Consider the following 12,066-nt stretch of genomic DNA (forward strand, 5'->3'; position numbering starts at 1 on the left):
TCTTTTCGAAAACCCCGACCTGACAAGCGGGGTTGAACAGGCAGGGTTGAACAGGCAGACGGGCATCCGTCTCACAAACTCGTCCTGTCGATGAACAGCATCTTGGTTAACGAATCGTGTCCGTACCGGGAATGGCCCTTCCGCACTGGCCGCTGCCCGGACTGAATTCAGCCGATGGCTTCAGCGGAACAGATATTTCGAGACTTCCGGATTGCCGCGCCGCCACATCACATTGTCCAGGAAGTAATGGTGCACGTTGATGAATATCCAGGCGATGAACAGGAACAGCGACGAGCCGAGCACCGCCTTGTTATAGGGAACGATGGCGGTCAGCGCCATCGGCACCAGCCAGAACCCGAGCGCTCCAAGAATTCCGCCAAAGACGATGAAGGCCAGGACGCGCAGCCTGTAGAGCGGTCCAAGAATGGACAGGGCCTTCAATCCTGGCTTCGTGACGGCATCCGCCCGGTCGCGCTCGACATTGGTCTGGTAGCGCCAGACCACCGCCAGGTACTGCAAGGAATGGAGCGCCGGCACGACGAGCAGCCAGAGCGGGTTCAGCGTCACGAACAGGATCCAGGCATAGAGGGACACGACGTAGGCAACGACGCCGTTATAAGGCAGCGCCCCGCCATGCCTGCGCCAGCGATTGATGAACATCACCGCGGTGGCGGCCGATGAGGCAGCGGCAATCGACATGGCGATGGTGATGAGCCATGGCGGGACCGCGAAGGTGTAGTACTCCAAACCCCAGAATTGCCTCTCGGTGATCACCACATTCGTCTGAAGCCAGGCGAACAGCCACACGGCATAGCCGTTGAACAGCAACACCTTCTTGTCCTGATCGCTGAAGAATTTGCGCTTCAGCACGGCATCCACCATCAGCATGCCGTAGCCTTGCTTGACATAGTGCCAGCCGACGAAAAAGCCCATCGCGTTGGTCGCATAGCCCAGAAGACGGGCGTTGCCCGTCAGCGAGCCATAGGCAAAGAAGGCAATCATGGCGAGCGGGACGACAATGCCCGCGAGAATATAGCGGATCTGGAGATTGCGGCCGTACCCCTCACCGCGCACCTTGCGGGCGAAATTACGATAGAAGATCTGGTACGAATGACCGAAATGCGGCTGGTTTATGAGGTGCGAGAGCAAGAACATCGTCAGCGTAACGGCGGCTTCATACCGCAGAGGCAGAAAATACAGGACCGGCAGGATCAGAAGCGCGCTTCCGCCAAGCATGAAGAAGTCGATGAACGGGCCAAAGAGATATTTTTGTGGCGTGGCCGCGACCGAAGCCGGGGCATCCGCCGAAAGGTGAAGTGCCATAATACCTTCCCCTGTGGATCGTTTATCTAGCCATCGAATTGATTGCTGGACAAGACATGGACCGCCGACAGGCAAGGCGGAGCGGCTAATGTGGGTCGTTTCGAGGGTGGTGATGATGCCCCCTGCCGTACCCGGATTGGGGCATCGGCGAAAAGCCCACGCCGGCTGGACTGATCTTGGTGCGTGAATTCAGCGGGACCGGCCCGTGGAGCTTCAGTTAAGCTGGTCCAGGACTCCAGAATTGGTCGCCTGCACCACATTTTCATAGATAAGGAAGGCTATCGTGCATATCGCGGCCAGCGAGATCGGAACGCCGAACGGCACAACCCCCTTGCGGTCGAGGTGCTGAGCATAAAGGCGGAAGGCGCCCTCGGGCAGCATGAACGGATTTTTCACGATCAAGGCCGTGGTGAGGGCAAAAACCAGCAGGGGGAAAGAAAAGACCGCAAGGCCGCTGCCCCCGATCACGAAAGGCATGACCGCCATCAGCTTGACATCTCCCGCCCCAACCTTGTGCAGGACCCAGAATGGGAACAGCGCGAGAAACAGGAGAAGGCCAGCAAGCGCACTCAAGCCCATATCCCACCATGACCCGGCCTGGACCGATAGGAGCTGGAGCGACCCGAGCCCCATACAAAGCAACAGCAGTACATTTTGGTTGGATATTTTCTGGGTGGTGAAATCGAGCCAGGCGACCCTGGCCAGCAAGGGGATGGCAAGAGCCTTCAGCAGCAAAGATGCGACAAGCAGCATACGGGCACCCTAGCGCTCGATGTTCTGCACGCTCGACGACAGCAGCTTCAGATTGTTGGCCACGGTCGGATCGTTGGGCGCCAGTTCGTAGGCCTTGAGGAAATTGCTGCGTGCATCCTGCAGCTTGCCACGCAGCAGGTAGGAATAACCGACATTGTTGTAATATTCCGGCGTCGCGCCAACCAGCTTGAACGCCCTGCCATAGGCCCGGTCGGCGAGGTCGAAACGGTGGATGCGATCGCACGAAGCGGCCAAACCCATCCAGGCGTTACCATCATTGGGGGCCAGTTGCGTCGCCTTGAAGAACAGGGCGCCGGCATTGCCGTAGTTTTCCGCGCGGAACTGGTTCTTGGCTTCGGCGACTGCCTGGTCCGAGGCATAATATTCGACGTCGCTGACAGTCTTTAACCCATCGAAGGCATCGCCGAAGGACGTGACGTCGCCTTTCGACGGCTCGTTGGTGCGCACGACACCACCAGTGGTATCCGCCCCGTTTGTTTGACAGCCGGCAAGCGTCATTATCGACAGAATGGCTGCGGCTGCGAGGCGCGTTGGCCTTGTCATTTTTGCCCCCAAGAGTCCCCGACCCTATTTTAGAACCAAAGCATATACCTATTCAGAAGAAAATGCCCTTCATGCGAATGATGAGAGGCAGCATGATGACCATCATCACCACCGGGAAAATGCAAAGCCCCAATGGAATCATCATCTTGACCGGCAAGGCATTGGCGCGTTCCTCGGCCTGAAGAATCCGCTGGCCGCGCATCTCGTCGCTGTAGACGCGCAAGGCGTCCGTCAGGCTGGTGCCCAGTTCTTCCGACTGCCGGAACAAAACCGCCAGCGCCCGCGCCTCTTCGAGGCCGATACGGTCCGAAAGCTCATGCAGCGCTTCTCGCAGCGGCTTGCCGGCACGCAACTGCAAATTCATGATCGATAGCTGAATGCCGAGCCATTTGTGGGTGCTGGCCAATTCGGTGCCGACGCGCTCCACCGCCGCCTCCAGGCTCATGCCCGCATCGGCGCAAGTGATCATCATGTCCATGAAGTCGGGAAAGCTGCGGCGATATATCTGCTTTTGCCCATTCTCGAAGCGGTCGAGCAGGATACTTGGCACCACGATGCAGGCGAGACCGAAGAGAGCAGCGCCGGCAAAGGCGAGAAACCCAGGCAATTCGGGCGGCAACAACCGAGACAGGAGCGCATAACCGGCCAGAAAACCGACACAGACCGCACCGAGCCGCGACAGCGTGTAGATTACCGGCGCGCTTGCTTGATGGAACCCGGCTCGAAACAATTTCGCTTCCAGCGCATTCGGCTGACCGCGCTCCTTCTCCAGCGCGCGGAAGTAGGCATCCACCGGCCGCTGCGCCGAAATCCTGGCCAGTTGTTCCTGGCCCAAAAGCGAGCGGCGATTGGTTATTCCCTCGGACAACAGGCTCCGGGCAACCAGCCTTCTGGTCTGGAGGACCGGCGTGATGACGAACGCGGCCACCAGAAAAAGCGCCGCGGCCGCCCCAAAGACGGCAAGAGAGAGCAGCACGGGCGAATTTCCAATATTGGTCACGAAGTCTATGTCCCAGCCCTCAGAGATCGAAATTGACCATCCGATACATGATGAAATCGCCCAGCAGCGCCCAAAGTCCAAAGATCAGGAACACCGGCAGAATGAGCGGGCTGTCCCACACATCCCCATAGAATGTGGGAGCGACGACATAGAGGATGCCGAACATCAGGACTGGAAACAGCGAAATGATCCAGGCCGACACACGGCCCTCGGCTGAAAGCGCCCTTATCTTCAACCGCATCTTGCGCCGTTCGCGCAGCACGGATGACAGGTTGGACAGGATCTCGGTGAGGTTGCCGCCAGTCTTGGATTGGATGGAGAGCGATACCGACAGAAGGTGAAGTCCCTCGAATCCCACCCTCTCCGAAAGCTTTCGAACCGCCTGTTCGAGACTGAGGCCGAACGTGATTTCATCGGACACGATGCCGAATTCAGTTCCCAGCGGATCCGGCATTTCACGGGCGACCAGTCCGATCGCCACGGTGGTCGGATGGCCGGCGCGCAGCGAACGAACGATCATGTCGAGCGCATCCGACAGTTGCGTGGCGAATTTCTGGATACGCTTGTTTCGGGCGCGCCGTAGAGCGAGAACCGGCAGTGCGAATCCGACAAGCAAAAAAACAATGACCGCGACCGGAACGGAAAACCCCAGGAGCAAAGTCAGCACAAATGCCAGCGAGAGGCCCGCAAACAGGAACACGGCCGCGAAAGCCAGTGGGTTACCGGTGATGCCGGACTGGGTGTAGAGCCGGTTCAGCCCTATCGCACCGAAGCTGAAATCGCCGGAGCCTGTCAGACCGCGCTCTTGCAGCAGTCCCTGCAAACTCTGTTCGGCAGTCGATTCTTCTCCCAGACGCTTGAGCCGCCGGTTGATCGCGCCCGCACGCGCCCGTCTTCCGGCGAAGGACAGATAGAAGGATTCGCCGGCAAGGATGACCGACGCCGCCGCCAGCACGTAAATGAAGTAGAGCAAGGTCTGCCCGGTCAGCATCAGAGTGGAACCTGCGGGTTGAAGGCGTCCTTGGCGAACTGATGGCCGAGCGACGCCGCTTCCTGGGCAAAGCGCGGCCGAACACCGGTGGCGCGGAATTCGCCCACGATGCTGCCGTCCGCGCCCATGTCGCGCCGGACGAAATGGTAGATTTCCTGGAGCTGGACGACATTGCCCTCCATGCCGGTGATTTCCGATATGGACGTCACGCGGCGGCCGCCGTCGGAAAGACGTTGCGTCTGCACGATGATGTCGATGGCGGACGCGATCTGCGCCCGGATCGAGTCATGGCTCATCGGCATGCCGGCCATGCCGACCATCTGCTCGAGCCGCGAGATGGCGTCGCGCGGCGTGTTGGCATGGATGGTGGTCATCGAGCCCTCGTGACCGGTGTTCATCGCCTGCAGCATGTCAAAGGCTTCCTCGCCGCGTACCTCGCCGACGATGATGCGGTCGGGCCGCATGCGAAGCGCGTTTTTCAGCAGTTCGCGCTGGCGGACTTCGCCCTTGCCCTCGACATTGGGCGGCCGCGTCTCGAGCCGGCCGACATGCGGCTGCTGCAACTGCAACTCCGCTGCATCCTCGATGGTGATCAAGCGCTCCCTGGACGGGATGTAGCTCGACAGGGCGTTGAGCAAGGTCGTCTTGCCGCTGCCGGTGCCGCCGGACACCAGGATCGACTTGCGCGCCTGCACGGCGATGCGCAGCAGTTCGATCATCGGCTGACGGATTGAATTGAGCGTCATCAATCGTTCGAGCGAATACGGATTCTTGGAAAATTTGCGGATCGACACCAGCGGGCCATCGACCGAGACCGGCCGCACCGCAATATTGACACGAGACCCGTCCTCCAGGCGGGCATCGACCATTGGCGCCGATTCGTCGACGCGCCTGCCGATCGCCGAAACGATCTTGCCGATGACGCGCAGCAGATGCGCCTCGTCGCGAAACCGGATCGCGGTCTCCTCGATTACACCGCGCCGTTCGATGAAGACGCGATCGTGGGTGTTGATCAGGATATCGGAAATCGAATCGTCCTTCAGCAGCGGCTCGATCGGCCCCAGCCCCAGCATCTCGTCGGCAGTGTCGCTGGTCAGTTGATCGAGTTCGCGTGCGTTCAGCGGCACGCTTCTGTTTCGAACGAACTCGCGGACGATCGGGCGGATCTCATTCAGGATCTCATCCTTGGAGGCATTTTCAAGAGTGGCGAGGTTGAACCGATCGATAAGATGGCGATGAAGCTCGACCTTGAGCGTCAGAAAATCGTCGCCATGCGATTCGATATCAGCGGCTGGCGACAGCGACGGATTGACAGGCAGCACCGCCGCCGACTCGGCCTTTGTCGCCGCCTGCTGTTCGCCTGCCCCCCTGATGAATCGCCCCAGCATGATCGCTTATATTCCCCTCGGACGCATATTAGCGGAAACTAAACGTTAACCACCGCCGGCACAAGCGTCACGATGGCCTGCGAACAGACAATACTTTCAACATAGTTAAAGTCATCGGCCCGGTAATCATTTGTTTATTTGATACGGCTCGCGACATGCAACCATTCGATTCGTGCCCTTTCCATGCCCGACCGTCCCTCCGCCACGGAACCGCCGCGACATGCCTCTTAAGCCCTTAGATATAAAGGAATATGCAGTATAGCTAATACCTCCACAATTTCGCCGCATCCCGGGCGGAATTGTGAACGAATGGTTAAGAGTGATCGAAAAATGATAAGAATCAATATCTTGCTAAGATGTTAAGCCGCTTTTTTCTTGGCCAATCAGGTATATGAAAGTTAAGATACCCTTAATCCCGTTTGACTCTGCTTTTTTGCGCGACCTAGGATCAGCGTGACGGGGGATGCTGGGTATGGGGTACATCCTTGGCTCTGTCTCGTCGGGTTCAAACCTCCAAAGGGAGAAATTGACATGAAGAAGCTCATGACGATGACCCGGCAGTTCCGCGACGATGAGAACGGCGCTGCCATGGTCGAATACACGATCCTGCTCGGCATCATCACCGTGGCAGTGATCGGAACGATCGTGACGGTCGGCGGGTGGGTCAACACCAAGTGGACGGCCCTGAACGCTAACCTTACAGGCCACTGAATCTGAGATCCGTAAACAGCCCAAGCCCATGTGGCTTAGGCTGTTTACAAGAGAAAGTCAGGACGGATTGGCTCCTGCTCTTCTCATCCGGTTCAGACCGAAAAAGAGGAAGTTTCCGTGATAAAGCTCATGACGGTGACCCGGCAGTTCCGCGACGACGAGAACGGCGCTGCCATGGTCGAATACACGATCCTGCTCGGCATCATCACCGTGACAGTGATCGGAACGATCGTAGCGGTCGGCGGTTGGGTCAACACAAAGTGGACGACCCTGAATACCACTCTCTCCGCCAATTGACAGTCGATATCCAGGCCTGAGCGTACGCCCGGGCCTGGATCCTTCCAGATGTATAGCGGCCGAGGGCGGGAACCATGCGCGCTAATACTGTAATCATGATCGTTCTTGCCGGTGTGTTCGGCGTGCTGGCTGTGGTGCTTGCCAATATCTGGCTGGCAAACCAGCGTAGCGCGATTGCGCAGACAAATGACGTTCAGCGCGACACAGTTGTCGTGGCCGCCGTGGCGCTGAAGTTCGGCGATACGCTGTCCGCCGACAAATTGCGCGAGGTCGCATGGCCGTCGGGCGCGGTTCCGGCCGGCGCTTTCAAGACCGCGGAAGAACTCCTGACCAAGGACGTTCCGGCCGGCGGAGGCCCCAAGCAGGCATTGCAGGCGATCGGCGTCAACGAACCCGTGCTCGCCAGCAAGATCACAGGCCCGGGCCAGCGCGCCACGCTTTCGGCGGTGCTCGGCGAGGGCATGAAGGCCGTTTCCATCCGTGTCAACGACGTGCTCGGCGTCGCCGGATTCGTCTTTCCGGGCGACCGTGTCGACGTGTTGCTGACGCGAACCGTGCGCGGCAATGATGGCGCGGACCAGAGTTTTGTCGACGTGCTGCTGCAGAGCATGAAGGTGCTCGCCGTCGACCAGGTCGCGGATGCGAGCAAGGACAGCCCGACTGTCGTCAAATCGGTGACGCTCGAGGCCAGCACCAAGGATGCGCAGAAGCTGACACTGGCGGCGGGCGCCGGCCAATTGTCGCTGGCGCTGCGCCAGGCCGCGGCCAGCAAGGGCGAGACCACCGAACGTGTGACGCTTTCCGACCTGACCGGGGAAACACCGGCCGACGTCGCTGCCAGGCAGGCTGAACTCGACAAGAAGGCCGCGGCGGAAGCGGAGGCCGCGGCCGAGCGCAAGCGCGCGGACGACAAGATCGCCGGCCTTGCCCAGGCGGTGGAACGGGTCGGCAGCCAGATCGACCAGTTGAGCAAGGTGAAGCCTGCTCCGGCCGTGGCGTCGGCGCCGGAAGTCCACGAAGTCGTCAAGGAAGTCGTCAAGTACGTTCAGCCGGAACCGCCGGCGCGCGCGACGGTGGGCGTCTTCCGAGGTGTGAAGCTCGAGACATATGACGTGCCGCGGCAGCCATAACAAGGGCGCCGCGACCAGGTTGGCGCCGCCACCAGCGGCGATTGGGGAGACGGGGATGCAAAGGTTTTGGGTGAGGAAGGGGGCGGCCGCGTTGTCGGCTCTGGCTGCACTGTTGCTATCGAGCCTTGCGGCCGATGCGGCCGACCGCTTCATCGACGTGTCGAACCCCAGCGTCCATCGTATTTTCCTGCCGATGTCGCAATCGGTGACTTTGCAGGTGAATGCCAATCTGGGCGATATCGTCGTTGGCGACGAGAAGATCGCCGATGCCCAACCGATGACCGACCGCACCCTCTATGTCATCGGCAAGGGCGCCGGCACCACCACGGTCAATCTGTTCTCCACCGACAAGCGTTCGCTCGGCGTCATCCAGATCGAGGTCGGCGTCGACGTCTCCGACATGGCGCAAGCCATCAGGCAGGTGGCGCCAAAGTCGCGCATCGAGATCGGCTCGGTCAACGGCAGGGTCAGGCTTGCCGGTCATGTCAAGGACGGCGCCACGCTGGCGGCAATCATGGAAGTCGCGCAGCAATATGGTCCTGACGCCATCATCAACTCGGTCATCGTCGACGACAGCCAGCAGGTCAATCTGGAAGTGCGCGTGCTGGAAGCCAAGCGCAACTCCGGCCGCGACCTCGGAGTGTCGATCAAGAGCACGAACGGCAGCGGCACGACCAAAGTCGGAACGGGTATTGCCGCGGTCGATGAAAACAAGGCGGTGCTCGGCTCGGGAGCTCTGCTCAGCGACCTCCTGTCCACATCCACGCCCTTTGGAGCGCTGCTCACTCGCGTCATCGACAGCAATATAAAGGTCGACTTGTACATTGAGGCGCTCGAGGCCAAGGGCGCGGTGCGCACGCTTGCCAATCCCAATCTCACCACGCTTTCCGGCGAGCAGGCAAGCTTCAACGCCGGTGGTGAAGTCCCTATCCGAACTCTCGACAAGGATGGCCAGATCAGCATCGTGTACAAGCAATTCGGCGTTAATCTTCTGTTCACGCCGGTCGTACTCGACGATGGCAAGATCCACATGAACCTGGCGCCGGAAGTCAGCGACCTGAACGGCTTCACCACCGCCGGCGACCCGATCTTCACCAACCGCAAACTGTCCACCGTCGTGGAATTGCGCGACGGCCAGAGCTTCGCGGTCGGCGGACTTTTGTCCAGCAAGACCACCAAGCTGCAGAACCAGGTGCCGTGGCTTGGCCAGGTCCCGGTCATCGGGACGCTGTTCCGCAATTCAAGCAGCCAGAAGGAAGAGACCGAACTGGTGGTCATCGTCACGCCGCATATCGTGCGGCCGGTAAAACCCGGCGAGCAGTTGGCGACGCCATTCGACAAGACGCGGCCGGCCAACGATCCGGAATTCTTCGTCCTTGGTCAGCTCGAGGTGAACAAGGACATGATCCGAAAATATGAGACCGGCGACGGCGTCACCGGCCCCTATGGGCACATGCTCGACTTCAAATCGAAGGACAAGATGCTCTATGTCAAGAAATAGGATCTTGATCGCCATCCTGTGCGCCAGCGCATTGTCAGGCTGCGCCGCGGATTATCTGAATCACTACGATTCAGTGACTTTGGCGGCCGGCGACACGCAGAGATACAATTCGCTGCTGCAGACGGTCGATCCGTTCAATCCGGCGTCCAGGAATACACACATCGAAGGCGACGGTGCGCGCGCGGCCGCCGTGGCGCACAACTACAAATTTCCACCACCGCCGCCGCCACCACCGGCCATCACGGTCAATGTCGGCGGGGCGGGTGTGACTACAGGACAGTGAACAGAACAGAAGGACGCGGTTTCAGCGCGCCAGGCCATACGAGGGATCCTGGCGTCAGGGGAGCAAGGGGCAAGGGCCATGCTGCGGACCATTCGCGCATTCTGGCGCGACCAGAGGGGAATAGCGCTGATCCTCGTCAGCATTACGCTGCCGGCGATCATCGGCTTTTCGCTGCTGGCGATCGACATGAGCCGGGTGAACAATCTGCACAATGATTTGCAGAAGGGCGCGGATGCGCTGGCATTGGCAGGCGCAGCCGAACTCGATGGGACGTCTGATGCCATCACAAGAGCGGACCGTGCGTTGGCAACGCTGGTGGCCAACAAATATACGTTCTCGACATCTGGGCCGCCGCAGACATTGGCCGCCGCCGGCGTGACGAGGCGCTACCTGAAGTCGTTGCCGACCTCAGACAATCTGCCGATTGCCGCAGCCAACGTCATCACCGATGAAGTTACCGACGCACCCCTCGCTCGCTACGTCGAGATCAAGGTAACGCCGGTCGGATTCGCCGCCATTTTCCCGGCGTCATATCTCACCGGCAATTCAGCCAGCAACGGGTTCAATGTAGGCGCCACCGCCGTCGCCGGCTTCACGTCAAGCGTTTGCGACTACACGCCGGTTTTCATGTGCAACCCATACGAAGACACAAGCATCACCGGCGGCGTGACGCTGGAGCAGGCGGCGCAAAGCAGACAATATCGCCGTCGGCAAATCATCCTGCGCGGAGACGGATCCTACGCCCCTGGCAACTTCGCTTTCCTGTCTTCGCCGTTTGGCAACGGGGCCAACGAGCTCGAAAAGATGCTCGCGGACTCCAAGCCGCAGAATTGCTATTCGCGCGATGGCGTCAACACCGAGCCGGGGCAGAACGCCGGTCCCGTCGAGAACGGGATCAACTCGCGGTTCGGCATCAACTCTTCCAGTTACTCGGACGGACCTGCGGTCAATGTGCGCAAAGGCGCCCAGAACTGGGACCAGTACGTCACGAGCAATAAGGTCAACTACGAAACGGATGCCACCAAGGGAGTCGGTCTTGAACGCGACTCGTGCCAGATCGCCGGCAACTGCACATTGATGGGCGGCCGCATGGGCGCCGGCGACTGGAATTTTGCGCGCTACTGGTCTGTCAACCATCCCGGCCGCGCGGTGCCAGCGGCTCTTTCGGGCACAGGCGCCGACCTGCCGACGCGATACGAAGTCTATCGCTACGAGATCGACCCTGACGGCAATCCTCTCACCAATGACAGCATTGTCGGCGACGCTGCCGTCGGCGGCGAAAAAGGCACCCCACCTGTAGCGGCAGGTACTCCGATCACCACCGTCGACCGCCGCCTGCTCTACGGCGCGATCCTGGACTGCAATGCGCTTCAGGCCAGCGGCGTGAATTTCAAGGGTCGAGCGACAGGTATTCCCGTCAGGCGCTTTGGCAGTTTCTTCGTTACCGAGCCGATCAAGGACGGCAAGAATATCTATGTCGAGCTGGTCGACATCACCGGCAAGGGCGGACGCGGGACACTCGACAATTTCCTGCGCGACGAAGCGCAGCTCTATCGGTGACCGGCGATGATCAAGATGATGCGCCACAGCCTCGACAGATTTCGCCGTGACCAGCGCGGGGCCGTGCTTGTCGAGATGACGCTGATCGCGCCGCTGATGCTGATCCTGTCAGCGGGCGTGTTCGAATTCGGCAATCTGATCCACGACAAGCTTTTGATGGAGGCCGGCCTCGACGATGCGGCTCGTTTTGGCGCTCGCTGCAACAGCCAGATGTACACCGACGTCGGTTGGTCGGCGATCGACTGCGCCGATATCGCGACGAATATCGCGGTCTACGGCAAGGCCTCGTTGACCGTGGCAAATGGCGTGGTGACGGACAGCCCGCGCGTCAGCGGCTGGCAGAAAGCGAATGTGACCGTGACCATAGGCGCCAGCGGCTCCTGCCATGACGCTGTCGTTGCCGGCGTTACCCAATATCGATCGGTGACCCCGCAAGTGTGCATCGTCAGGGCGGCGGGAACCTATCCCTATAGTGGCGTCGGCATGCTGTCGCTTCTCAATATCGGCCCGATCACCTTGAGCGGCGCCCACGAGGAGCGGTTGATCCGGTTCTGATCATGATGAG

At 60.0% G+C, this 12,066-nt stretch carries 13 protein-coding genes; 7 read left to right on the top strand and 6 right to left on the bottom strand.

Annotation, left to right across the window (positions count from 1 at the left end; all coding sequences use genetic code 11):
* Nucleotides 1-180: 180 nt before the first annotated feature.
* The 6 genes from EB231_RS31195 to EB231_RS31220 form a co-directional block, all read right to left on the bottom strand.
* Nucleotides 181-1,323: a hypothetical protein gene (locus tag EB231_RS31195; RefSeq protein WP_172352233.1), complete on the bottom strand. Its 1,143-nt coding sequence runs from the start codon at nt 1,321-1,323 to the stop codon at nt 181-183.
* Nucleotides 1,324-1,536: 213 nt separating this feature from the next.
* A complete protein-coding gene (locus EB231_RS31200) occupies nt 1,537-2,076 on the bottom strand; it encodes a prepilin peptidase (RefSeq protein ID WP_172352234.1) in 540 nt (179 codons plus the stop codon).
* A 9-nt stretch (nt 2,077-2,085) separates the two neighbouring features.
* Complete coding sequence (locus tag EB231_RS31205; RefSeq protein WP_172352235.1) at nt 2,086-2,640, bottom strand: tetratricopeptide repeat protein; 555 nt, start codon at nt 2,638-2,640, stop codon at nt 2,086-2,088.
* Nucleotides 2,641-2,692: 52 nt separating this feature from the next.
* On the bottom strand, nt 2,693-3,640 hold the full coding sequence (locus EB231_RS31210; RefSeq protein WP_445299289.1) for a type II secretion system F family protein: 948 nt from the start codon (nt 3,638-3,640) through the stop codon (nt 2,693-2,695).
* Nucleotides 3,641-3,659: 19 nt separating this feature from the next.
* Nucleotides 3,660-4,631, bottom strand: coding sequence for a type II secretion system F family protein (locus EB231_RS31215; protein ID WP_172352236.1), 972 nt, complete (start codon nt 4,629-4,631; stop codon nt 3,660-3,662).
* Nucleotides 4,631-6,019, bottom strand: a complete 1,389-nt coding sequence (locus tag EB231_RS31220; RefSeq protein WP_172352237.1) for a CpaF family protein — start codon at nt 6,017-6,019, stop codon at nt 4,631-4,633. Before EB231_RS31220 ends, EB231_RS31215 begins: the two co-directional genes overlap by 1 nt.
* Nucleotides 6,020-6,550: 531 nt before the next feature.
* On the opposite strand from EB231_RS31220, the gene EB231_RS31225 reads away from it, so the two are divergent.
* The 7 genes from EB231_RS31225 to EB231_RS31255 all read left to right on the top strand — a co-directional run bounded on the left by EB231_RS31225 (nt 6,551) and on the right by EB231_RS31255 (nt 12,056).
* A complete protein-coding gene (locus EB231_RS31225; RefSeq protein WP_172352238.1) occupies nt 6,551-6,730 on the top strand; it encodes a Flp family type IVb pilin in 180 nt (59 codons plus the stop codon).
* 117 nt (nt 6,731-6,847) lie between these two features.
* The gene (locus EB231_RS31230; RefSeq protein ID WP_172352239.1) at nt 6,848-7,027 is read left to right on the top strand and encodes a Flp family type IVb pilin; all 180 of its coding nucleotides are present in this window, start codon (nt 6,848-6,850) and stop codon (nt 7,025-7,027) included.
* Nucleotides 7,028-7,101: 74 nt separating this feature from the next.
* Nucleotides 7,102-8,157 carry a Flp pilus assembly protein CpaB gene (gene cpaB / locus EB231_RS31235; RefSeq protein WP_172352240.1) on the top strand — a complete coding sequence of 352 codons (1,056 nt, stop codon included), beginning with the start codon at nt 7,102-7,104 and terminating at the stop codon, nt 8,155-8,157.
* 55 nt (nt 8,158-8,212) lie between these two features.
* Nucleotides 8,213-9,658, top strand: coding sequence for a type II and III secretion system protein family protein (locus EB231_RS31240; RefSeq protein ID WP_172352241.1), 1,446 nt, complete (start codon nt 8,213-8,215; stop codon nt 9,656-9,658).
* Nucleotides 9,659-9,662: 4 nt separating this feature from the next.
* Nucleotides 9,663-9,941, top strand: a complete 279-nt coding sequence (locus EB231_RS31245) for a hypothetical protein (protein ID WP_246740790.1) — start codon at nt 9,663-9,665, stop codon at nt 9,939-9,941.
* A gap of 78 nt (nt 9,942-10,019) precedes the next feature.
* Nucleotides 10,020-11,501 (top strand): pilus assembly protein TadG-related protein, encoded by a 1,482-nt coding sequence (locus EB231_RS31250; protein WP_172352243.1) that lies wholly within the window; start codon nt 10,020-10,022, stop codon nt 11,499-11,501.
* Nucleotides 11,502-11,507: 6 nt separating this feature from the next.
* Complete coding sequence (locus EB231_RS31255) at nt 11,508-12,056, top strand: TadE/TadG family type IV pilus assembly protein (RefSeq protein ID WP_172352244.1); 549 nt, start codon at nt 11,508-11,510, stop codon at nt 12,054-12,056.
* Nucleotides 12,057-12,066: the final 10 nt, after the last annotated feature.

It is taken from the genome of Mesorhizobium sp. NZP2298, from assembly GCF_013170825.1.
Taxonomy (GTDB): Bacteria; Pseudomonadota; Alphaproteobacteria; order Rhizobiales; family Rhizobiaceae; genus Mesorhizobium.

Excerpts from the sequence above, each read along its gene's own strand:
- EB231_RS31195 (WP_172352233.1), bottom strand. The coding sequence starts at position 1,323 with ATGGCACTTCACCTTTCGGCGGATGCCCCGGCTTCGGTCGCGGCCACG.
- EB231_RS31200 (WP_172352234.1), bottom strand. The coding sequence starts at position 2,076 with ATGCTGCTTGTCGCATCTTTGCTGCTGAAGGCTCTTGCCATCCCCTTG.
- EB231_RS31205 (WP_172352235.1), bottom strand. The coding sequence starts at position 2,640 with ATGACAAGGCCAACGCGCCTCGCAGCCGCAGCCATTCTGTCGATAATG.
- EB231_RS31215 (WP_172352236.1), bottom strand. The coding sequence starts at position 4,631 with ATGCTGACCGGGCAGACCTTGCTCTACTTCATTTACGTGCTGGCGGCG.
- EB231_RS31220 (WP_172352237.1), bottom strand. The coding sequence starts at position 6,019 with ATGCTGGGGCGATTCATCAGGGGGGCAGGCGAACAGCAGGCGGCGACA.
- EB231_RS31225 (WP_172352238.1), top strand. The coding sequence starts at position 6,551 with ATGAAGAAGCTCATGACGATGACCCGGCAGTTCCGCGACGATGAGAAC.
- cpaB (WP_172352240.1), top strand. The coding sequence starts at position 7,102 with ATGCGCGCTAATACTGTAATCATGATCGTTCTTGCCGGTGTGTTCGGC.
- EB231_RS31240 (WP_172352241.1), top strand. The coding sequence starts at position 8,213 with ATGCAAAGGTTTTGGGTGAGGAAGGGGGCGGCCGCGTTGTCGGCTCTG.
- EB231_RS31250 (WP_172352243.1), top strand. The coding sequence starts at position 10,020 with ATGCTGCGGACCATTCGCGCATTCTGGCGCGACCAGAGGGGAATAGCG.
- EB231_RS31255 (WP_172352244.1), top strand. The coding sequence starts at position 11,508 with ATGATCAAGATGATGCGCCACAGCCTCGACAGATTTCGCCGTGACCAG.